Annotated in this window: 21 protein-coding genes; 14 read left to right on the forward strand and 7 right to left on the reverse strand. The window is 46.9% G+C overall.

Annotated features, from left to right (window positions below; translation table 11 throughout):
* Window positions 1-11: 11 nt before the first annotated feature.
* The 8 genes from ACFQ0N_RS01960 to ACFQ0N_RS01995 all read left to right on the forward strand — a co-directional run bounded on the left by ACFQ0N_RS01960 (window position 12) and on the right by ACFQ0N_RS01995 (window position 8,938).
* Window positions 12-917 carry a carbohydrate ABC transporter permease gene (locus tag ACFQ0N_RS01960; RefSeq protein ID WP_379322660.1) on the forward strand — a complete coding sequence of 302 codons (906 nt, stop codon included), beginning with the start codon at window positions 12-14 and terminating at the stop codon, window positions 915-917.
* Between the two features lie 27 nt (window positions 918-944).
* Window positions 945-2,261: a carbohydrate ABC transporter permease gene (locus ACFQ0N_RS01965; protein ID WP_379322661.1), complete on the forward strand. Its 1,317-nt coding sequence runs from the start codon at window positions 945-947 to the stop codon at window positions 2,259-2,261.
* 39 nt (window positions 2,262-2,300) lie between these two features.
* On the forward strand, window positions 2,301-3,074 hold the full coding sequence (locus tag ACFQ0N_RS01970; RefSeq protein ID WP_379322662.1) for an SDR family NAD(P)-dependent oxidoreductase: 774 nt from the start codon (window positions 2,301-2,303) through the stop codon (window positions 3,072-3,074).
* Between the two features lie 25 nt (window positions 3,075-3,099).
* Window positions 3,100-4,233: a galactonate dehydratase gene (gene dgoD, locus ACFQ0N_RS01975; protein ID WP_379322663.1), complete on the forward strand. Its 1,134-nt coding sequence runs from the start codon at window positions 3,100-3,102 to the stop codon at window positions 4,231-4,233.
* Window positions 4,234-4,371: 138 nt separating this feature from the next.
* Complete coding sequence (locus ACFQ0N_RS01980) at window positions 4,372-6,111, forward strand: Rieske (2Fe-2S) protein (RefSeq protein ID WP_379322664.1); 1,740 nt, start codon at window positions 4,372-4,374, stop codon at window positions 6,109-6,111.
* A 65-nt stretch (window positions 6,112-6,176) separates the two neighbouring features.
* On the forward strand, window positions 6,177-6,395 hold the full coding sequence (locus ACFQ0N_RS01985) for a hypothetical protein (protein WP_379322665.1): 219 nt from the start codon (window positions 6,177-6,179) through the stop codon (window positions 6,393-6,395).
* Between the two features lie 164 nt (window positions 6,396-6,559).
* Window positions 6,560-7,648 carry an aminoglycoside phosphotransferase family protein gene (locus tag ACFQ0N_RS01990; protein WP_379322666.1) on the forward strand — a complete coding sequence of 363 codons (1,089 nt, stop codon included), beginning with the start codon at window positions 6,560-6,562 and terminating at the stop codon, window positions 7,646-7,648.
* Between the two features lie 108 nt (window positions 7,649-7,756).
* Window positions 7,757-8,938 (forward strand): phosphotransferase, encoded by a 1,182-nt coding sequence (locus tag ACFQ0N_RS01995; RefSeq protein ID WP_379322667.1) that lies wholly within the window; start codon window positions 7,757-7,759, stop codon window positions 8,936-8,938.
* A 102-nt stretch (window positions 8,939-9,040) separates the two neighbouring features.
* Here ACFQ0N_RS01995 and ACFQ0N_RS02000 read toward each other — a convergent pair whose 3' ends face one another.
* Entirely contained in the window at window positions 9,041-9,556 is a 516-nt protein-coding gene (locus ACFQ0N_RS02000; protein WP_379322668.1) for a hypothetical protein, read from the reverse strand.
* 226 nt (window positions 9,557-9,782) lie between these two features.
* Between ACFQ0N_RS02000 and ACFQ0N_RS02005 the strand changes: the two genes are divergently transcribed.
* Window positions 9,783-12,965: a bifunctional cytochrome P450/NADPH--P450 reductase gene (locus ACFQ0N_RS02005; RefSeq protein WP_379322669.1), complete on the forward strand. Its 3,183-nt coding sequence runs from the start codon at window positions 9,783-9,785 to the stop codon at window positions 12,963-12,965.
* A gap of 106 nt (window positions 12,966-13,071) precedes the next feature.
* Here ACFQ0N_RS02005 and ACFQ0N_RS02010 read toward each other — a convergent pair whose 3' ends face one another.
* The 6 genes from ACFQ0N_RS02010 to ACFQ0N_RS02035 form a co-directional block, all read right to left on the reverse strand.
* Entirely contained in the window at window positions 13,072-13,689 is a 618-nt protein-coding gene (locus ACFQ0N_RS02010; RefSeq protein ID WP_379322670.1) for a DUF2238 domain-containing protein, read from the reverse strand.
* Window positions 13,690-13,841: 152 nt separating this feature from the next.
* Complete coding sequence (locus tag ACFQ0N_RS02015) at window positions 13,842-14,630, reverse strand: glycosyltransferase family 2 protein (protein WP_379322671.1); 789 nt, start codon at window positions 14,628-14,630, stop codon at window positions 13,842-13,844.
* Window positions 14,631-14,653: 23 nt separating this feature from the next.
* Window positions 14,654-15,442, reverse strand: coding sequence for a glycosyltransferase family 2 protein (locus tag ACFQ0N_RS02020; protein ID WP_379322672.1), 789 nt, complete (start codon window positions 15,440-15,442; stop codon window positions 14,654-14,656).
* A gap of 30 nt (window positions 15,443-15,472) precedes the next feature.
* Window positions 15,473-16,450 carry an NAD-dependent epimerase/dehydratase family protein gene (locus ACFQ0N_RS02025; protein WP_379322983.1) on the reverse strand — a complete coding sequence of 326 codons (978 nt, stop codon included), beginning with the start codon at window positions 16,448-16,450 and terminating at the stop codon, window positions 15,473-15,475.
* A gap of 42 nt (window positions 16,451-16,492) precedes the next feature.
* Window positions 16,493-17,413: a methionyl-tRNA formyltransferase gene (locus ACFQ0N_RS02030; RefSeq protein ID WP_379322673.1), complete on the reverse strand. Its 921-nt coding sequence runs from the start codon at window positions 17,411-17,413 to the stop codon at window positions 16,493-16,495.
* Between the two features lies 1 nt (window position 17,414).
* The gene (locus tag ACFQ0N_RS02035) at window positions 17,415-18,170 is read right to left on the reverse strand and encodes a hypothetical protein (protein ID WP_379322674.1); all 756 of its coding nucleotides are present in this window, start codon (window positions 18,168-18,170) and stop codon (window positions 17,415-17,417) included.
* Window positions 18,171-18,356: 186 nt separating this feature from the next.
* On the opposite strand from ACFQ0N_RS02035, the gene ACFQ0N_RS02040 reads away from it, so the two are divergent.
* Genes ACFQ0N_RS02040 through ACFQ0N_RS02060 form a run of 5 tightly spaced genes read left to right on the forward strand, consistent with a single transcriptional unit; the run spans window position 18,357 to window position 23,044 of the window.
* Complete coding sequence (locus ACFQ0N_RS02040; RefSeq protein ID WP_379322675.1) at window positions 18,357-19,295, forward strand: SDR family oxidoreductase; 939 nt, start codon at window positions 18,357-18,359, stop codon at window positions 19,293-19,295.
* Window positions 19,296-19,310: 15 nt separating this feature from the next.
* A complete protein-coding gene (locus tag ACFQ0N_RS02045; RefSeq protein ID WP_379322676.1) occupies window positions 19,311-20,312 on the forward strand; it encodes a glycosyltransferase in 1,002 nt (333 codons plus the stop codon).
* A gap of 29 nt (window positions 20,313-20,341) precedes the next feature.
* The gene (locus ACFQ0N_RS02050; protein WP_379322677.1) at window positions 20,342-21,352 is read left to right on the forward strand and encodes a glycosyltransferase; all 1,011 of its coding nucleotides are present in this window, start codon (window positions 20,342-20,344) and stop codon (window positions 21,350-21,352) included.
* Entirely contained in the window at window positions 21,327-22,292 is a 966-nt protein-coding gene (locus ACFQ0N_RS02055) for a glycosyltransferase family 4 protein (protein ID WP_379322678.1), read from the forward strand. Before ACFQ0N_RS02050 ends, ACFQ0N_RS02055 begins: the two co-directional genes overlap by 26 nt.
* On the forward strand, window positions 22,289-23,044 hold the full coding sequence (locus ACFQ0N_RS02060) for a GT-D fold domain-containing glycosyltransferase (protein ID WP_379322679.1): 756 nt from the start codon (window positions 22,289-22,291) through the stop codon (window positions 23,042-23,044). Before ACFQ0N_RS02055 ends, ACFQ0N_RS02060 begins: the two co-directional genes overlap by 4 nt.
* Window positions 23,045-23,050: the final 6 nt, after the last annotated feature.

The raw sequence follows: 23,050 nt of genomic DNA on the forward strand, positions 1-23,050 counted from the left end.
GGGGGACAAATGTGAAGTCCGTTCTCGAGGCGAAGACGAAGTACGCAGTAGGCAGGGGCAAAAAGCTAAAGATTCGCTGGACCCCGATATTTTTTTTAGCACCGTCTGTCGTTTGTTTCCTGTTATTTAAATATTATCCGTTATTGCAAGCGGTATATATGAGCTTTTTTGATTATAAGGTGGTTAACCCGCCAGGCACCTTCGTCGGGCTGGATAACTTCAGCTATTTGTTTCATTCATCGGAGTTCTGGAATGGCCTGAAAAATACGTTCGCTTTTTTTATTATTTACTTTGTACTGACCTTTTGGGTGCCTATTGTACAGGCGATTCTGCTTAATGAGGTGCGTGTGGCGAATAAGACAATTCGCGTCCTTTACTTGCTGCCGACGGCCGTCCCCTCTGTAGCCGGCTATTTGCTGTGGAAGTGGCTGTACAATCCCGATTATGGCCTGCTTAACTTTTTGCTGGAGCATGTTGGGCTCGGGCCATACGGCTGGCTTAACGATCCGGCGATGGCCAAATGGGCGATCGTCATTCCTGCCATGTTCGGCACGGGCATGAGCATGCTGATCTATTACTCGGCGCTGCAGGGCATCCCGAATGAAAATGTCGAGGCTGCGAAGATTGATGGAGCCGGCCCATGGCGAAGAATGTCAGCCATCGTATTTCCGAGCTTGAAGTTTATCATCGGCATTCAGTTTATCGCCTTTATTTCCGGCGTGTTTCTCAGCTTTGATCCGATGTACATTATGACAGGCGGAGGACCGGCCAACTCGACGCGAACATTGTCCATGCTCGTGTTCAACAGCTCCTTCAAAGAGTTCCGCTTTGGCGTTGCTGGCGCAATTTCACTCGTGATGTTTGTGATTATCGCCTTTATTACGTATTTGCAAATTCGCTTTTCCAAGTCCGATTGATAAATTCGCAGAAGAGGAGGGGAGTAGATGGCTGCCCGTAAAAAAATTAGGGAACGCGGAGAAATTGCCGTGAAAACAGTATCATACGCTGTTGCAGCATTGTTCATCATCGTATCAGTCATTCCGCTGATCTGGATGATCAGTTCGTCCATGAAGGACAATATTTCCATCTATCGGTTTCCGCCCACCTGGATTCCCGAGATGCCAAGACAAGTCGAAGTTACGCTGAATTATGACGGTACGGATTTGGCTGCGGCCGAAGATTACGAACTGGATGCGATGAAGGCAATTTGGTTTACGTGGAAAAAAATGCAAAACGAAGCGATCGGCGAGCTTGTCGTAACAGGAGTTAAAAATGGGAAAAAGGTCTATACGGCCGCAATGCCTTCCTATAAATTTACCGTTGGCCGGCCGGAGATTGTGCCGACGCAGCTCTTTACGGATGCGATGATGCGCTTGAAGCTGGCGATTATTCGCGAGCGGGAATTTACGCAATTTGAATGGTATGAGCAAGCGGTCCCATACGAGAGTACGCTGCAGTTGCCGGAGCAGCTGCAAGAGCTGTCAGCTATAGTGAAGCAGCAAATGGATGATTCTAATCTGATTGCCGGACAGGTAGCGGCGATTAGCGAGCATAAAGATTGGAAGCGCTTATTTGACAATTACTTCGTGCTGGCGCAGTTTGCGAACGGGACGGCCGGCTCGTACGGTTTTCCTCATTTCTTGCTGAATAGTGTCATTGTGACGGCAGGGTCTATCTTAAGCCATCTGCTGATTGGCGGCACGGCAGGGTTTGCACTCGCGCATCTTGTCCGCGGCAAGGTAGGGGTTGGACTTACGTTATTTTTTGTCGCCACCATCATGATACCGGAAATTGCCATTCTCGTTCCGCTCTATTTGACGATGGAGAAGCTGAACCTCGTCAATACGCTTTGGGGCATTATATTGCCGCATACCGCCTGGGGGGTTGTCATATTTTTATTTAAAGGCTTCTTTGAGCAACTGCCCGGCGAGCTTATGCAGGCGGCCCGGATTGACGGCGCTTCGGAGTTTCGCATTTATTGGCGGCTTATCGTCCCGATGTCGGCTCCGATCTTTACAGTTGTCTCGGTCATGACCTTTATTGCGGTGTGGAATGAATTTTTGTGGCCGCTTGTCATTGCCCGCTCGCCTTCCGTCTGGACGTTTACTGTCGCGCTCAATGATTTCCAGAACCGGCAGAGCATGGGGGCCAATGTTATTATGTCCAGCCTTGTGGCAGCAACTGTGCCGCTAATGATCATTATTATTTCGTGCCAAAAGCTTATTGAACGCGGGGTCTCATTTACAGGTTTGAAGGGATAGCTGCAGGTGATATTTTTTGCCGGAAGGGGCTTAAAGCCTATGGGCCGAAAGGTAGCTTTGGTAACAGGTGCCGGAAGGGGCATCGGCAAGGGGATTGCAGTTAAGCTGGCGCAGGCGGGATACGATGTCGGCGTGCATTATCACACAAGCAAAGCGATGGCTGCGGACACTGTCCGCGAGGCGGAGGCGGCCGGCGGCCGGGCTGAGCTGCTGCAGGCTGACATTTCGTCAATGGAGGGCGTAGCCTCATTGTTTGCCCAGTTCGAAGCAAGCTTCGAGCGGCTGGACGTTCATGTCAACAATTCCGGAATTACACGCATGAAGCCTTTTTTGGAAACGACGCCGGCGTTGTTCGACGAGGTGATGAACACGGATTTGAAGGGGCTCTATTTTTGCTCGCAATACGCAGCGCGGCTAATGGTGGAGCAGGGAATCGCGGGTACGATCATTCAAATCAGCTCGAATCATGCCAGCGGCTGCTGGAATCATGCAACCGTCTATGCGGCCGCGAAGGCGGCAGTGAACAAGCTGACGAAAAATATGGCGCTGGAGCTTGCGGTCCACGGCATTCGCGTGGCCGGCATTGCCCCAGGTTATACAAGGATAGAACGGCTTGATGCAGCACCGGTGCAGCAGGTAAATAGGGCTATCGACAGCATTTCCGCCCGTATCCCGCTCGGCAGATTTGCTTCACCGGGGGAAATCGGCGAAGCTGTCGTCTTTCTGGCCTCGGAGGGCGCCGGTTATATAACGGGGACAACGCTGGAAATGGATGGCGGCGCGCTGCTGCCAGTCTGGGCAGATCGTGGTTAACCATCAGGTAAGGAGGAGTGCGGATATGAAAATAACAGCGATGCAACTATTTCATGTGAAGCCGCGCTGGTTGTTTCTGAAAATCGAGACGGATGAAGGAATAGCCGGATGGGGCGAGCCGATTGTCGAAGGCAGGGCGCTGACGGTGGCGGCAGCGGTAAAGGAGCTGGAGCGGTACCTGATTGGGGAGGATCCGCTCCGAATCGAGCATCACTGGCAGGTGATGTACCGCAGCAGCTTCTACCGCGGCGGCCCTGTGCTTGTAAGTGCAATAAGCGGCATAGAGCAAGCGTTATGGGACATAAAAGGCAAATATTACGGCATGCCTGTCTACGAAATGCTTGGCGGGCGCTGTCGCGAAAAAATACGCATGTATTGTCATAGCGGCGGCACGACGCCGGAGGAATGCGCTGCTAATGCGGAGCGCCGTGTCGCTGCCGGATTCAGCGCGATCAAGATCGGAGTGGATGCACCTGTACGTCAAGTCGACACACTGGCATTCGTGGAAAGCCAGGTTAAAAGGCTCGCGGCAATAAGGCAAGCGGTCGGCAGCGGAATTGACATTGCAATCGATTTTCACGGGCGCGTCAGTCCGGCGATGGCGATCCGCCTGGCGCAAGCTTTTGAGCCGTATTATCCGATGTTTATTGAAGAGCCCTGTTTGCCTGACAATATCGAGGCAATGGTGCGGATTGCGGGCGCCACTTCTGTGCCAATTGCCGCCGGTGAACGGCTGTTTACGCGCTGGGGCTTCCGCGAAGCACTGGAGAAGCAGGCGATCTCGATTGTACAGCCTGATCTGTGTCACGCCGGGGGCATTTTTGAAGCGAAAAAGATCGCGGCGATGGCCGAAATGTATTACGGATCGATTGCGCCTCATAATCCGCTTGGGCCGATTTCCCTTGCCTCCTGTCTCCAGCTTGATGCCTGCACGCCGAATTTCCTTATTCAAGAGCACCCTTCGCTGGCGGAGCGCTGGGATTTGGGAGAAGGGTACTTGCAGCAGCCTTTTGTCATTCAGGATGGGTATATTGCAGTGCCGCAAGGGCCAGGGCTTGGCATTGAGGTCAATGAGGAAGCGCTGGCGGAACGGGGGTTTGGCGGTGATTGGGATACGCCGCGGCTTTATTATGAGGATGGCTCGTTTGCCGAATGGTAATTGATAGAGCGAGAGACTGCGTGGAAAATACCTTGTAGTCTTTTGCTGTTTTGCCGCAGGAAAACAGGCTTTGCTGTGGAATAGATTTACATATAGGCACTGCTGGAGGACATCGAATAAGATGAAGGAGGCAGGATGATGGAGGAACAAACAGCATGGATTTCAGCTGGAAGTTTACAGTCGATCAAAGCGAAAGGCCAGACGATCATCAAAGGCGGGATTGCGGTATTTTATTATGAGGATCGCGTCTATGCGGTGGATAACCGCTGTCCGCATATGGGCTTTCCGCTTCATATGGGCAGCTTGTGCGATGGCATATTGACCTGTCACTGGCACCATGCCCGGTTCGATATTTGCAGCGGAGGGACGCTCGATCCGTGGGCTGACGATGTACCGTCTTATGAGGTCAAAGTTGAAGAGGGCGAGGTTTGGGTGCATGTCAGGCCGCGTACCCCTGCGGGTATTCAGCGCTATAAAGAACGGTTAATGGAAGGGCTGCAGCAAAATATCGGCATCGTAATCGCAAAAGCGCTTGTCGGCCTATTAGAGGCAAATGTGCCGGTCGCGGAAATTGCCAGCATCGGCATTCTGCATGGGGTGCGTTATGGCAGCGGCTGGAATTCCGGGCTGACGATACTGACCGCGATGGCGCGGATCGCGCCACGGCTGGATCAAAAAGGCCGCATGCTTGCGCTCTATCAGGGACTTGTTCATGTCGCGCGCAACAGTTCCGGCCGTTCAGCCCGCCATTTGCTTGGCGCGCTGCCGGATGCGAATTTGCCGATGGCGCGACTGGCCCAGTGGTATCGCAGCTGCATCGAAGTGCGGGATACGCAAGGAGCGGAGAAGGTGCTGCTGACAGCTGTGCGGCAGGGTGTTTCAGTGGAGAAGCTTGCCGATATGATGCTGATCGCTGCTACGGATCATTTTTATCTGGATGGCGGACATACATTCGATTTTCATAATAAAGCATTCGAGGCGCTGCAGTTCATAGACGAACAGTACACTGGCGATGTACTGGCAGCATTAGTGCCGATGATGGGCGGCGCCGCGCGCAGCGAGGAGCTGCATCAGTGGCAAACGCCGATCAATCTGGTTGAGCCGGTGCTCCAGGCAGTCGCTGAACTGACTCAAGGGGATAGCGGGCATAAGGCGCCGCCGCCGGATGAGCAGGAACTGATCGCGCAACTGCTCGGCGATCAGCCGCTGCAAACGATCGCGGTCATAAAGGAAGCGCTGCTGGCCGGAACAGCCCCGGCTCATATGGCTCAGCTGGTCGCTGTGGCCGCGGCTGAGCGCATTGTCCGTTTTCATACGCAAAATGATTTTGCGGACTGGATCGCTGTCCTTCACACCTTTACTTACGCACATGCTGTTCATGAAAGTCTGAAGCATTCGGATGAGCCGCTGCTGGTGCGGGCTGTTTTTCATGGGGCGATGCGCGTATATTTGGACCGGTTTCTCAATGTGCCTGCCGCTGCGCGGCCGAAGCTGTCCCCGGATTCGGCTTCGAAGCCAAACGATACCGAAGAACTGCTGGATCTGCTCGATCAGCGCCAGCAAGTTGCGCCGGCCGCTCAGTGGGTCGCTGATTATCGGGAGGCGGGCGGTGACGATGACGCGCTGTGGAGTGCGTTAGGCCATGCCTTGCTGCGCGAGGATGCGGAATTTCATACTTTCCAGATGTATGAAGCGGCCGTAATGGAGTATGAGGATTGGCTGCAGCGCGAGGATGCCTTTGCGGCGGAAGCCAGGGAAACGATGCTGCTTGCCTGTACGCGCTATTTGGCGGCCCATGCGCCAACGGCCAGAGAGCTTCCGCATACGGTGCGGATTGCCTGGAGATTGCAGCGCGGCGAGAAGCTGTTCGAGGAATAAAGAGTTATGGTAGAATAGTAGAGCAGAGTGACTTATTATTGCAATATCGAGGAGGCTGTTCATAGATGGCACGTTATTTGTTTGCATTTGAAGTGAAATCGACTGGCAAAAAGGGCGAATTCAGCTGGTCGGCGGCAACGGAGGAGGAAGCGCGCGTCAAGGTACACGAGAAGATTGCCGATTTTGAGTTTACGGAGCTGGACGATATTACGGTCGGCGAGGTGCTCGAAGTGAAAGAGGGCTCCGGCGATTCGTACTTTGAGTGTGAGGGCTGCAGTGCATAATAGCGTTTGAAAGTAAAGCCGCGAGCTAGTGTTCGCGGTTTTTTTTATACGATCTGATACGCCCGTTGAGGATAGGTATGTTTGTCTCGAAGGGTGTATGAACTATATCATGCTACCTGTTTCAACATAAGATAGTACAAAGGCAGAAAGGGGGATGAGGACGAATGGGCCGCGTAAAAGTCATCACCAAAAGATTCATTCGCAGAAAATGGCGGAAAATGAATTTTGCAGACACATTCAAGCACGTATTAAACGGAGAGGTGTCACTAAACCATCGCAAAATGGAATGTTTGAAGGACTCGTATAAAAGCAGCATTTGGAAGCTGGAGATCAAGTCCGGTCAAACAAGCATGCCCGTTATTCTTAAAATATCGAAGCAATTAAGGAAATCCCGCCCGGAAAGCACAGTAGAAAAAAACATATATCGCAGAGCAAGGAAAGTTCTGCAGCCGTTCATGCCGAAAATATATCTGACTAAGCGTAATGTCAACGGTCATGACTTATGGGTGTTCATGGAGTATATCGAAGCTGTCAAAGGGCGGGTGCACTACAATCCCGATCATTTTGACAAAATCATACCTGCGCTGGCGAAGCTTCATGCCGCGACGATGAACGAAAAGTTTGAGCAGCACGAAAAAATATTTGCGGATTGGCTTCCCCGCTTTGATTCGCCGAGAATGCTTACAGAACGAATCGAAACAAACAAATTAACACTTCATTATCTTGATGAAGCGATGAAAAAGCCCAAGCTCAAGGCGATTGTTCAACCATATTATTCCAGACTGCGAGAGCTGTTGAAAAAAGGGCCGGGATACTTCCCGGAGGTAAGCAAGGCTGGACTCAGCATCATTCATGGCGATTTGCATACAGCCAATATGGCCTGTCACAATTTGAAGGAGCGCAAGTGGCAGGTTAAATTTATCGATTGGGAAGGCGCGAAGTTTGCTCCTTGCTGGTTTGATCTCGTCAATTTAGTCGGGGTATTTTTGGCGTATAGGAGAGAGTGGGCAGATAAAGAAGAGGCCATCACCCGCCGCGCCGTTCGTTTGTATGCCGATGAGATGAAAAAGAACGGCGTTGAGTTCAAAACCGAGCCCTTGACGTTATACCGGATGGCCTTTTTGAAACGCATCCTTGAAAGAGGCATGTATTTGCAGTTAAAATGGGCCGTCACCGGCAAGAAGGAAGCAAAGCTGTTGAAAATTTACTTAAAAAAAATAGAAATATTGGGGAAGCAAGTTGGTTTGATATAAGCGATTTACTTATGGACCATGAGATCAAATGCTCTTGGTTTTTTTATGTCACGTTTGCGGATTGCTACATAAGATACAGAAGGAACCTTGAGTGGAGGATTACGGAATATGACAAATGCATACGATCCGAACGGTTACGAGAAAGGCCGGGCAGATGGATTTGAAAAGGGGAAGAAAGACGGATTTGCAAAAGGGCTTGAGGATGCGAAAGCTTTAAAAGATAACCCTCCCCTTAATGAGATTAGTTTGAAATGGCGTGAGCTTCAATGCGCCGATAAACTTACCGCTAAATTCGGTTCATCCGTTACATTAAACGACCGGGATATGGAATGCTTGAAAGAAACGGTCAAAAGCGCAATCTGGAGGCTCGAAATATTTGCGAATAAGCAGTCTGTCCCGATTGTTCTTAAGATATTTAAAGGGCCTGTTGCCAATCAGGATCTTACTGAGTTAAACATGTACCGGAAAGCAAGCGGCATTCTGCCGGACTTGATGCCCAGCATATTTTTGATTGAAGAAGGAATAAACGGCGATGATATCTGGGTTTTTATGGAGTTTGTCCCGCAATTAAAGGGGCAAATTATCTTTACGCCGGATCATTTCGACCGCATTATCCCCTCCTTGGCCAAGCTTCACGCCCAAACCTATAATGATAACTTCTACAACCATTGGGACACATTTGCTGACTGGCTGCCTCGATATGATTCGGAAGCAACTTCCCTGGAACGTCAGAAGATGCAGAAGGGAACGTTGGAATACTTGGATAAATCAGAGGAGCGGCCTGAAATAAAACAGCGGCTGGAATCCAGCTATGACCGGTTGCGCAGCATATTGAAGAAGGGACCGATTTATTTTCTGGAACTCATTCAAGCGGGGAAAAGTATTATTCACAACGATCTGCAAACGCCGAACATCGGCTGCAGCAATGTGGGCGATGAGAACTGGAATATCAAATTCATCGATTGGGAAGGTGCCCGCTTTGCTCCTTGCTGGTTCGATATGTTCAATTTGATGGGTGTATTTTTTGCTTACCGGAAAGACTGGAGAAATGAGGAGGAAGCCGTCATCCAACGATGCGCACATTTATATGCCGCAGAAATGAGCAAATACGGTATCCAATTTAATGGTGATCCAATCAGATTATACAAAATGGCTTATTTGCAGCGGGTATTGGAACGCAGCTTATATCTGCAGCTTCAATGGGCCATAGAGGGGCAGAAATCGGCCTTTTTGTTGGAAGGTTATTTGGAGAAAATCAACATCTGGGGCAAGGAGCTCGGATTGCATTGAGGAGGAAGCTTGCCTTAGTGAACACCAGATGACTGTAGACTGCTATGCACGGGAAATTGAGCGTGGCAGTCTACAATCAAAGGAGAGCTGATATCGTATATGTTAGCTTCCATCATATCGAAAGCTGCCGTAGTCAATGACGATGATTCTTTTATCGGCTTTGGACAAGGCCAGATTTTTACTGCGAAGGCTGCGGGCTGTAATCCCTTCTCTCGAGAACCTTCTTCTAAGTCTTGGCAGTTTTCGCTCGTATTTTTCCGTCAGCGCTGCCATTCGCTTTACGTTTTTCATAATAATCCATCCTTTGCCATACTCAATAACAGGACAAAGATGCTTACGCAACTTGCTAGAACAGCGATTATAGAGATCATACTCCTTCCAATTGCTAGTCAGTCCCCTTTTGGAAAGAGCTACTTTGACTACATACCCGTTGCCCAGATCGTATACGATCCTGGTCTTGCCGCTGCCAATCATTTTGTAATTCAGGTGCAAAGCTTTTTCCGCCACGACCTTTTTCTTTTCTTCCCCCAAGTGCCGAAAAATTTTCATTCGTGAAATCCAATGCCGAATCGACTGTAAATCACGCTCGGACAATATTTTACTCTCCTTCGTTTTCATTGCTGCCACCGCCTTTTTAAAAATATAAGAAAGTATGAGTTTCACCTTATAGATAATATATGTAAAGCATAAATAATAAGTTATCCCAACAAGCGAAAATAAGTATTTAGCCGGGGGATGGCGGTCGGATCCATGAGAAATTGGGATAGTTTAAGGGAAATTCTCCAATACTAAACCGGTGTGAAGCCGATTCAAATTTTTTACTGCTCAAGGAGGATTAGAAGTCATGTCAATCTCGATACCGCAGCCTAAAACGTTCGGACCGCTGGGCAACCTGCCTCAATTAAATCTTGAGGAGCCCGTGCAATCATTGGTGAAGTTGTCCTATGAGTACGGCCCCATCTTTCGCCTGGATTTGCCGGGAAGAAGCGAGCTATTTATCTCCGGTCACGAGTTAGTGGCCGACGCTTGCGACGAATCCCGATTTGACAAGGAGGTCTGGGCGCCTTTACAGAAAGTAAGAGCCTTCACCGGGGACGGATTGTTTACGAGCGAAACACAAGAGCCGAACTGGAAGAAGGCTCACAATATTCTTCTTCCAAGTTTCAGTCAGACGGCGATGCGAGGATATCACGATATGATGACCGATCTCGCGGTGCAGCTTATTCAAAAGTGGTCGCGGCTGAATCCCGATGAGAGTGTGGACGTACCCGGTGATATGACTCGTCTTACGCTGGATACGATCGGATTATGCGGCTTCAACTACCGTTTTAACAGTTTTTATCGCGAACAACCACACCCTTTTATTACTAGCATGGTTCGGGCGCTGAACGAAGCGATGAATCAGCTTCAACGTCTTGGCATCCAAGAAAGACTGATGGTCATTACCAAACGGCAATATCAGCACGATATTCAAGCCTTATTCTCATTGGTAGACAAAATTATTGCCGAGCGTAAAGCGCAAGGCGAACAGGACGGGGTCGACTTATTAGCTCGTATGCTGAACGGCAAAGATCCCGATACCGGACAAGCTCTGGACGATGAAAATATTCGCTATCAGATCATCACCTTTCTCATTGCCGGACACGAAACAACGAGTGGGTTGCTGTCCTTTGCCCTGTATTTTCTCCTGAAAAATCCGGATAAACTGCAAAAGGCATATGAGGAGGCGGATCGCGTTCTTACAGATCCGATTCCGTCCTATACTCAGGTGCGGGAACTTGCGTATATCCGCATGATTCTCAATGAATCGCTGCGCCTGTGGCCGACAGCTCCGGCGTTTGCCCTATATGCGAAGGAAGATACGATGCTGGCCGGCCAATATCCTTTGCAAAAGGGGCAGAGCGTTAATGTTTTGATATCCAAGCTCCACCGCGACACTGCGGTTTGGGGGGAGGATGTGGAGGAATTTCGTCCGGAACGATTCGCCGACCCGAGCCAGATTCCTCATCATGCCTACAAACCTTTCGGAAACGGCCAGCGGGCGTGCATCGGGCAGCAATTTGCCCTGCAAGAAGCGACTCTTGTACTTGGGTTGGTTTTAAAGCACTTTGAGATTATTGATCATGACAATTATCAATTAAAGGTAAAGGAAACCCTCACCCTTAAGCCCGACGGCTTCAAAATGCGAGTTCGCGCCCGCAGCGGACAAGCCGGTTATGTTTTCACGGGTACGGGGGCAGCGGCACCGGCAAAAAGACTTGCTCAGCAAGCAGCGGAACAAGCTGCTGTGAATCCGGCGGCAGCCCATAATACACCTCTCTTGGTGCTCTATGGCTCCAACCTCGGCACGGCTGAGGGAATTGCCCGGGGACTTGCCGACGAGGCCCGTTATCAAGGCTTTCGCAGCGAGGTGGCTCCGCTCAATGATCGAGTGGGCAAACTCCCCACAGAGGGCGCCGTATTTATCGTTTCGGCATCCTACAACGGCCAGCCGCCAAGCAATGCGCGCCAATTCGTAGAATGGCTGCAGGAAGCCGAGCCCGGTACATTAGAAGGTGTGCGCTACGCGGTCTTTGGCTGTGGGGATCATAATTGGGGAAGCACATATCAGAAAATTCCCCGGCTCATTGACACGATGCTGGCTTCCAAGGGGGCGGCACGTCTTTCTCCGCATGGAGAGGGGGATGCGAGCGGCGATTTCGAGCAGCAGGTAGATATATGGCGCGATCGAATGTGGCCGGAGGTGATGACCGCACTAGGCTTGGAAATGAATCAAAGGGCGGAAAAAGAAACGAGCACCCTTACGGTTCAATTCGTAAGCGGATTAGCTGGTACGCCGCTTGCTCAAAGTTATGAAGCGTTTCATGCGAAGGTGACGGACAATCGCGAGCTGCAGCGGGAAGACAGCGGGCGCAGCACCCGGCATATCGAAATCGCGCTCCCGCAAGGGGTTACGTATCATGAGGGGGATCACATGGGGATTCTCCCCCGAAATCGGATTGAACTTGTAGAGCGTGTCTTGCGCCGTTTTGGACTGGAAGGCAATGATCATCTCATCCTGAATGCGACCGGACGCAGTGCGGCGCATCTGCCGCTGGATCGTCCCGTCAGTTTATACGATCTGTTGAGCCACAGTGTCGATTTGCAAGAAGCTGCGACGCGCGCCCAACTGCGAGAACTTGCGGCCTTTACCGTATGCCCCCCTCATAAGCATGAATTGGAGGCATTGTTAGAAGAGGAGGCCTACAAGGCGAACGTCCTGCGCAAGCGGATTGCGATGCTCGATTTGCTGGAGAAATATGAAGCCTGTGAAATGCCGTTCGAACGGTTTTTGGAGCTGTTGCCCCCCTTGAAAGCAAGGTATTATTCGATCTCCAGTTCACCACGCGTACAACCGGAACAGGCCAGCATTACCGTAGGCGTTGTGCGCGGTCCTGCGTGGAGCGGACAAGGCGAGTATCGGGGAGTAGCCTCCAACTACTTGGCGGAGCGGCAGACAGGCGATGCCGTTCTCCTGTTCGTCCGTACGCCGGAGTCGGGTTTCCAACTTCCGGACGATCCGGAAACGCCAATCGTTATGGTCGGTCCGGGCACCGGAATTGCTCCCTTCCGCGGGTTTCTTCAAGCGCGCCGCGCAATGAAGAAGGAAGGAAAGCAGCTTGGAGCCGCGTATCTGTATTTCGGCTGCCGCAACGAAGATGATTATATCTACCGCGAAGAACTTGAGCTGTATGAACAGGAGGGACTCGTTAACGTCCGTACGGCATTTTCCCGGCTGGAAGGGCAGCCGAAGACGTATGTCCAGCATTTAATGGAGCGACAAGCGCAAGAATTAATCGAAGTATTGGATCGGGGCGGACATCTCTATGTTTGCGGAGACGGCAGCAAAATGGCTCCCGATGTAGAGGCGACGCTGCAAAGATCGTATGCAGAAATACACGGAGTCAGTGAGCAAGAGGCGGGATTATGGATGGACGGCCTGCAAACCGAAGGGCGGTATGCCAAGGACGTCTGGGCAGGGATTTAGAGCGACAAAGTTGATCGATTTTCGTGAAAATAGGGAAGAGGCATGTTCAGGCCATAAGCCTCTTCCCGCCAAATCATCGATTTGCTAGTTAAGAACGGTCGGATACTCACGGACGGGTTTCGTTGGGATAAAGAACGGACAGCGGATGTCTCTTCGCTTTATAGCCCAGGTAAAGAGCTGTACCCGCCGCCCCCACGGTTCCGCAAATAATATCCATCATCGTATCGATCAGGCCATTCTGGCTTGTGAGCCCGAACAGGAAGTCGGTGGCGAACTCGTAAATTTCCCAGCATCCTGCCATAGCTACCGCAAAAAACAAGGCAAACCAGATCGCAATGGGAGAAGGGAAAGCGGATATTCCTTGGGTTCGAATCATTTTTCTAAGCACCAACAACCCGACGAAACAAAGAATGACGCCGGAGAGAAGATGCTCTGCTTTATCTAAATACGGTATGACACCATATAAACCGAATAAGTTAGCGAGCAGCATAGTTAACATAATGAAAAACAAGATCGAAAAACGAAGAGCAGGGAATAACTCGCTTTTCTTCCATTTGACCAGTCCTCGAATGAGAAGCAAGACAGAAATGATCAAGATAGCCTGAAAGCTTTTAGCGTATACTTTTTGAAAGATAAAATAAATGGCGGATAAGCCGCAAATGGCATACAGACCGATTTCAAAGGCGTCGTTTAAACGTTGGAATTTGTTGTTTTGTAACATCATTACCCCTTACACAACCTTTTTCGTAAAATGAAATCTAGGTGTAATTCTCTTTTATATCGTTTCCTTTACGTGAAAAACAATTCAAACCGTACGAAAAGCAAAAAACAACCTCATATGTTGGTACAAGAGGTTGTTTATTTGCTCTATACGTTCTAATTTCGCTCTAATTCTATCTTTGGCCATAATGAAGGGGAAAGGCTGTACTTTGCCTTGTATTTATTTCCCCATCTAAGCAGGGCTCGATCAGTAAAATACTTAATCACAATAGAGTAATCCGGGGCATTCTTATCCGAGCTCAGATTTCCCCCCGTTTTTCTCAAATGATACAAATACTTGTCGACATGACGCAGTGAATATTTATCGAGAAGCCTCAGCATCATGCGGCGATCCTCCAGTATTCTTCCCTTGCTTGGATCGTCCATCTCCCAGCCGCCTAAATCGCGAACGCAGTCCGTACGATAAAACCTCGGCTGCACCATGGAATCATAAGTGATAAAATCATACCTGTCTTTGAAGGCTTTTCTTCTTCTCAATTCGTTGAAGCGATCGACACCATCCTTATGAATCCAATGAACGGTATTTGCATAGGCCATTGCTGTATTTTCTGACTCGTTTTCCATTTTCCTCAGCATTACTTCTATAGTATGCGGCTCTATCCAATCGTCACCGTCAACTTGTACAAAATATTTCGTATCGATGTGTTCAAGTGCTGTGTTTAACACATGACAAATCCCTTTATTTTTTTTTAATTCGATCAGCTTTGATCTTGCCGGATCGATCATTCCTTTAATAATACGGACTGTTCCATCTGTAGAGGCATCGTCTATGATGAGAAGTTTCCAGTTTTTATAAGTCTGCATAGATATGGAATTCAAAGTATTCTTAATGAATTTTTGTTTATTGTATGAAGGAACGACAACGGTAACGAGACTATTGTTCATTGGAAATACTCTCCTTATGCTAGCTACTTTTTAGGTTCCAGATGAGATACCCTCTTCCATCCATCGCTTATTGTTATAAAGACAGGCGAATAATGATCTCCCCAGCGTTTCAGAGCATCGCGAACACTCCATTCAACAAGTTCTGAGTACTTTTTTACTTGCCGCGTGTGGTTGGTTTGATGCCTGCGATGCTGATATAACAATTCGTCTATCCAATGAAAATCATAATGCTCAATAAGCCGGTAGAGGATCCTCATATCCTCGCGATACCGCCCCCCGTAAGGATCATCAGTCGGCCAACCGTTAATTTTTTGCAGTGCCGATGTTCTGTAAAAGCGAGGCATTAATGTTCTGTTTGTTAACAAGAAATCATATTTTTCATCGTAGGATCGACCTTTGCGAATTTCTGTCCGCACGATTTCGCCCGCTTTATTTTGATTAAAAATAAATGCATTGCCTGAGAGTGCTCCTATATTCTTCGGTTGGAGCAGCGCTTCTTTTACCATCACTTCCAACGTGTAAGGATAAAATAAATCATCTGCATCAAGTTGTATGACAAAAGGCGTTTTAACATACTTCAGACCTGTATTCAAGCTCTTGGACTGGCCCATATTAGTTGTATGGCGAAGCAGTGTAACGCGGTTGTCGTCTAAATAGCGTTTGATTACCGGCCAATACTGGTCTGTAGAATAATCATCAATAAGAATCAATTCCCAGTTGGTATAGGTTTGCATAAAGACAGATTCGATAGCCTCTTTTAAATATCTTCCAGCGTTATAAAAAGGTATCAAGACGGTTACCTGAGATTTCATCAATATTACCTCCCTTCGGCTCAACAATAGTCAACGCTCTCCCTTTCTTTCATCCATTTCAGCTTTATACCAGGCCACGGTTTTTCTCAAGCCTTCGTCCAGTCCAATTGCAGGCGAATATTTTAAGATCGTGCGGGATTTCGTCAAATCAGGGATCCGATTTGGGGTATCCTCAAAGTTTTCTCCGTAAACATCCGAATGGGGAATATATACAATAGGGGAGCTTGAGACTGTAATCTTTTTTATTTTTTCTGCAAGCTCTTTAATGGAAATGACCTCGTCAATGCCGATATTAAAAGCTTGACCGTTATGTTTAGCGTCTTGGCATAAAAAGGTGCCGCGCACTGTATCTTCAACAAACGTAAAAGAGCGCGTTTGATTACCGTCCCCATGTATTGTAATGGGGAGCCCCTTCAAAGCGGCTGTAACAAATTTCGGAATGACCCCTCCGTATTGGGTCGACGTCGCTCTTGGACCGTAAGCGTTAAAATAGCGAACTACCGTGACAGGAAGTCCTTTGTCTGCATAGGCAAAGCACAAATGCTCCTCAACTGCTTTGGCAGTTGCATAGCTCCATCGGTGGACAGTAGGCGGCCCCAGCAGCCTGTCGGAGTTTTCATGAAAGGGCAGATTATCGTTCTTGCCATAAACCTCAGAAGTCGAAGCGAAAACTACCTTACAGCTACGCTGATATGCGAGCCCAAATACGTTCTTCGAACCCTCGATATTTTCCTCTAGTATTCTTAGCGGGTTTTCTACAATATTTTTGATGCCTAGTACTGCTGCAAGGTGATAGACTACATCGCATTGGTCAATGATGCGTCTCAGCAATTCACGATCGAGCACAGAGCCTTGAACAAATGTATGGTTTGGATGATGCATCACTTCTTCAAGATTATTAACATTGCCCGTAAGAAGATTATCTAACGTAATGACCGTATGTTTCGCCTCAATCAGCTTTTTTACAAGATAAGATCCTATGAACCCAGCCCCGCCTGTAACGAGCATCTTCACAAACGCTCACCTCCTGAACAAATAATTGAACAAGCGCTAATGAAACAAAATATTTTTTTTAACTACCCCAGGATATTCATATTTTTTCACTAAAATTGAGCCGTCGACGGTTTTGATAATAAATTGGGTTCCAAAAGTAGCGATAATTTCTCCTACTAAATATTTTGAAGTATCTATAAACGCATCGAAAGGGACAGCTTCCCATATCGTTAATTTCTTTTGATCGGCAGAATACAAGAAAGCGCCGGGAAAGGGACGGGATACCCCTCGGACTAAATTATAAATTTCCCTAGTTGAGGAAAGCAGTGATATTTTACCGTCTGCAACCGTTCGTTTTGGGTACCAGGTCGATAAATTTGATCTTTGCGGTTCCAAGCAAATCGACTGATTGCGGTAATCCTTAATCAACCCGGCAACCTGCTCCAATCCGACGAGAACGGTCTTGTACTGCAAGGATTCCATCGTATCGAATTCATTAATTTCAAATGCTTTAGTGGAATGAATACCTCCTTTATCCGCCTCCTCGTTGTACATAAAGAGGTTATTGAGAAACCGGGTATGCCCTTTGATGACAGACCAGTTCAAGGGAGAGCGGCCTCTTCCGTATGGAAGATGACCCGGACTGCCATGAAATCCGAATACCCCTGTGCGAAAGCGGTTTAGTACAGCTTGCGGGATCAGCCTCTGCCAGCCTACGGATATTCCAAGATCGAATTCGTTAGATGAAAAAAAATCTTTGCATTCCAAGCTGCATAACGAGTAGTCGTTAACAACCAGCACCGGAATGCTCAGACTTTGAGCGAATTCAACAACATTGTTGAAACCTGATATCGAATGTTCATATTTGGTTTTGTCTACTGAAACGATCAGGTCAATAGGTATGAGTTGATGGTGAATATACTCAATAAATTGTGTCGTTGTTGATTTGTTTCCAAAAATGACGACTTTATAGACCATGTCATCGTCCTCCGTTAAATTGAGTACTTTGATCGAAATGGTCACATTCCGTTTTTAATGTGTTAATAAATTCAATCTTTTTCTCATGCCGGAGCATTTGAAAATTTTTTTTTGAGTCGTAACCGGGGATGCTCCATTCATCTGGGTGGATAAGAAGCTGAATTTTCGGTTGTGACTTTATCATTGTCCGGTCAGGATAACCGTACTTCCATTGATGCCTGGAATCGGCTATATATTTTATGGTTAAATCATCAAACACATCGTTCTCTCTAAATTCGAAATATAAATCGTCATAGGTATTGATCAGACCTCGAATTTTTAATCGAAGTGATAAAATTGCTTTGGACGGACGGTGATAGGAAAAACGGTCAATCGGAATGCGCAGCATTTTTTCCATCATCTCTACATCTTGAATAATAAAATTTTGGAGCTGATCCTTACTCTCCAGCATGCCCAAATGCACATGAAGGCCGATATAATGGCCGAGCTGGTGAATGCTCTGAACAGCCTGAATATTTCTTGTGGAAAATAAATTATACGCATCATTCCGAACTTGAAACAAATAACTAGAGCGTATGCCTAACATACTCTCTAGAATCGCCATTTTATGAGCCCTTTCTATCGAAAATTCCACATCATGCCGCAAAATGATAAAGTCTCTTGTATCCCGCTTTACTTCGCTAAAATCCATATACTGACGGGAAGCTATAATGTTTTGAACTAACTCGGCATATTCCAAATAAGAAAAAGAATTCACTTTTTCACCTCGCAACTAGAAGATAGGCATCGGAATCATCGGAATCACTCCATGACAGTTTATGCCGTAAAAAGTTTTTCAGACACCACGTTTACCCACAGGTCTGTACCTATACCAAATCATTAGTAACAGCATAAGATAAAACTGGAATGAAATAATAGAGAGTGGGCTTGGAGGAGACGTATATTGGGAACTTATCTTATAACCGGAGGAGCCGGGTTTATTGGCTCTCATCTGGCGAACCGCCTAGTAAAAGACGGGCACCGGATTAAGGTACTGGATAATTTACTAACTGGAAAAATTGAAAATTTACTAGAAATACGTTCAGACATCGAATTCGTGGAAGGGAGCATAACGGACCTGGACGTGCTAAATCAGGTGATGGATGGTGTGGAGGTCGTCTTTCACCAAGGAGCGATCCCTTCTGTTCCAAAATCGATCCGCAACCCGCTTAAAAGTAATTTTAACAATGTAAACGGTACGTTGCAGGTGCTGCACACTGCGGTTGCCCAAGGGGTCAGAAGAGTCGTTTATGCCGCTTCTTCCTCGGTCTATGGGGACTCGGAGATACTGCCTAAAACGGAAACGATGGAAGCTAATCCAATATCTCCTTATGCTATAAGTAAATATGCAGGGGAATTATACTGCAAAGTGTTCAGCCGCATTTATGGTTTAGAAACCGTATCTCTGCGCTACTTTAATGTATTCGGTCCGAGACAGGACCCCAATGCTGAATATGCTGCAGTCATCCCCAAGTTCATTACCTCAATCATGAGGGATATTCCTCCAACTATTCATGGCGATGGCTTAAAATCTCGTGATTTTACGTATGTTGACAATGTCGTATCGGCAAATCTGCTCGCTGCGAATGCGCCGAGAGTACAAGGGGAATCGATTAATATAGGCTGCGGGAAAAGGATCACGCTAAACGAGGTCGCAGAAAAAATCGGAACGATGTTAAACAAACCTATGCTTCCGGTTTATGATGCTGAACCGCGAGGGGATGTCAAACACTCGCTTGCCGACATTCGATGCGCAGAACAATTAATAGGTTATAAACCGCATATTGATTTTGAGGAAGGATTAAAGAGGACCGTGCAGTGGTTTACTGGACGTAATGAATAGAGGAAGGTTGGATCAATGAGCAAAAATAAACTGAAAATACTCTATATTAGCGTCGATCAGACCAATTGGGTTAAGGAGAATTGGGAATATTTCAATTCCGCGTTAAACAAAATGCCGAATTTACAGGTCGCATACGTCCGTCAAGGAGGAGACATTAAAGATATTATTCATCAAATCGGCTTTACTCCCGATTTTATTTTTTTCGGTGATATTAAAAAGGCAAAAACGATTGCCGTAACCGGCCTGGATCAGGTTTCTATTCCCAAGGGTGTGCTAACGATAGATCTTCAAAGCTGTCCGGATTTCTTCAGGGAATTTGTCAATAAAAATAAAATTGATCTAATTTTCAGCGTTTACCGGGATGCGTTTTTTCATTTCTTCCCAGAGTTCGCCGAGAAGTTCGTCTGGCTGCCCCATCATGTATACACGCCTGTCTTTAAAGATTACAAGCAACCAAAACAAATCGATTATTTATTGATGGGTGCGGTAAGCGGCGATTTATACCCGCTTCGATCTAAAATCTTGCGCACGATGAAACGAACCAAAGGATTCGTCTACCATAAGCACCCGGGATATAGGTATTTTAGTGAAAAAGAAAAGAAAAAGGCATTGATCGGTAAAAATTTCGCTCGCGAAATAAACTGCTCCAAACTATTTTTTACCGATGGCAGCAAGTATCGTTATCCCATTGCCAAATACTTTGAAGTGGCCGCGTGCAACACACTAGTTGTTGGCGCCGGTTCGCCTGAATTAACTGACCTGGGGTTTGTACATCGAAAGACATTTATAGAAATTGACAAAAATAATTTCAAAGATCGAGCGAAGTATTATTTGGAACGGACGAAACGAAGGGAAGAAATTGCCTATCGCGGCTATAAGATGGTTCGAGCCCATCATACGACATCCATTCGCGCTCGCCAATTTGTCAATTTAATTAAGAGGTACTTGGGATGGAAAGAAAAGCTTCATAAAAGTTCCAATAAACCGCTATGGATGAGACTATATGAAGAACGTTGACAGCAATTTGATCAGGGAAGAGGGAAGGCATGGAAAATAGAAAGTTGAAAATATTGTATTTTACAGGCGATCAGACCCATTATGTGAAAGAAAATTGGGAATATTTCAAGTCCGAATTAAGTAAGCTGCCGGATGTGCGGGTCGCATATGTATCCAAGAGCGGGCCAATCGATGAAATAATTAAGAAGAGCGGGTTTACGCCTGATTTTATTTTCTTTGATGACATGAAGCAGACAAAATCGCTCGTGATCACCGGTTTGGATAGTATCGGCATTCCGAAGGGGGTGCTAGCCGTAGACCTTCACGGTAATCCCGGTTTCGGTAAATTTGTGACGGACAATAAAATCGATCTTATTTTCTCGATATACCGGGACGCTTTCTTGCGCTTTTATCCGGAGTTTGTCAAGAAGCTTGTCTGGTTTCCTCATCATGTATATACGCCGGTTTTTAAACATTACGGTTTAGAGCGAACCATTGATTACTTATTAATGGGTGCGGTAAGCAAAGCTCACTATCCTTTAAGGGCAACTATTGCGCGTGAGATGGCAGGAGTAAAAGGGTTTGTTCGTCACATGCACCCTGGCTATCGATATTTTAGCAGCAAGGACAGAAATACTGCGTTAATTGGCAAAAGATATGCTAAGGAAATTAACCGGGCCAAAGTTTTTTTTACCGATAGCTGCGTTCACGATTACCCGATCGCCAAATACTACGAAGTAACGGCTTGTAAAACATTGTTATTGGCAACCGGTTCCCAGGAATTAACGGATCTCGGGTTTGTTCACAAAAAAACATTTGTGCAGATCAATGAGAAAGATTATTACGAGAAGGCAAAGTATTACTTAAAGCAAAAAGACGAGAGAAGAGCGATTGCCCGTCGCGGCTACAAAATGACGCGAGCCCATCATACGACAGAAATAAGGGTGCGGCAATTTGTCGACTGTATCAAGAGATATTTGGGCTGGGAAAAAAAGCTGGATCAACATTCCAATGCACCGATGTGGGTGAGATTGTATGAAGAAGCATCTCCTCGTTTATGACTTGGAATGGTGGGTTCTCGGAAATAGGGCCCGGATTATACAAAAGTATCACCCGAATTTGCAAATCATCTCATTGCATGATATGAGAAAGTTAATTAAGACAGAAGGGGCTTCCAAAATCAATCGCACATATGGGGTCATCTCTGCGATGGGATTGGAGATTTCGTCCAAACTTCTGGAGCGGGACGTTAGGGTCGATTCATCCCAAGTTGGCGGTTATAATTTTTTCTCCCGCAATAAAGATACGTTTCGCGAATGGCGCGATCGCGTGATAGTCGATGAAGCCTTTGTAAAAAACGTAATTAGAAGAATCGGAATACTGGGAGCGTTCAATCTGAAATTGACTAAAGTCTTAAAAAAAATAGCGTCTGATCGAGATATTCGATATATTCCTCCCTTCGTAGAAACAAATATTTTCAAACCTGCAAAGAAGAAGGATCTAGAACGGAACGCAAAATTTACGATCGGTTGGGTTGGCAATAAAGAGAGAAAGGTAAAAAACTACCAAACGCTCTATCTACCAATTGTCGAGGCGTATAAAAATAATCCTAATATTAGATTTGTGGAATCTACAAGAGGGCAACGATCTGTCAACGATATGCCCGCTTTCTATAACGAACTGGATTTGCTGCTTGTTACATCAGCGAACGAGGGCGCGCCTAATCCTGCTTTAGAGGCTTACGCTTGCGGAGTTCCCGTGCTTTCCACTAACGTCGGTTACGTCAAGACAGTAGCTCATGAGAAGGCAAGGTCGCTTATTCTGGACACTGATAAGCCCAAGCATTTTATTGAAAAAATCGATTATCTAGTAAAAAATCGGGAAGCCTATTTTGAAATCAAAAAAGGCTGCAGGGAAAACATCAGTAATAATTGGACAGTCAATCGGGCAATGGGTGACTGGTTACATGTTTTATTTAACCTAAAAGGAGAAAAGGAATGAAGGCCAAGGTATTAAACAGCGGAGAGCTAATGGATCGCATCATTCGGGCTCTGGATGAGAAAACCCCTCTATCTGTTGTTTCCGTTGGGTCTACGGAAAGTTATGTTATGGCCCAGTATACTGTCCTGTCAGAGAGACGGTTCATGCGGCATAGAGAAGCAATCACAACAAACAGCGGAAAAGTTAACAGAGGCTTCACTTTTCCGAACGTGAAGCTTCGTGATGAGATGGTAGAGGCGGTAAGGAAAGCGGATATTGTCGGATATAATATTTGTCTTCGTAATATTTATGCTGGAAATATGGTACAGAAAGTGTTTCGAGCCTATGGAATTAAGCCCCGTTTTGTATTCGAAACATTAATACGCCGGGTTATCCCCTTAAATCAAAAAGTAAAGTTTAAAAAAATGCTGCGAAATCGCAGAATTGTCCTGATCGGGAGTAACGCGGAGAAGGTGAAGGAAGCTTTGGAACGCAGATGGGGGAAAAGATTTCCGTTTAACATTGTGGCTTGCATCCCGCTGCATTCTTTTGACGAAATGAGTGAGGTTAAGCGGATGCTTGATCGGGTCGAATTTGATTTGGCCTTAATAACAGCTGGCGTTAACGCTGTAATTCTTGCAACATACATTGCCGACCATCTCGGTAAGGTGGCATTTGATCTCGGGCAAGGCATGAATTCTTTAATTACTAAAAAAGTTGTGGAAACGGGATTTGTCCGGAGAGTAGGCTTACAGAAACTAATGAAAATGTAAGGAGGG

It is taken from the genome of Paenibacillus sp. GCM10027626, assembly GCF_042676285.1.
Classification (GTDB): Bacteria; Bacillota; Bacilli; order Paenibacillales; family Paenibacillaceae; genus Paenibacillus_Z.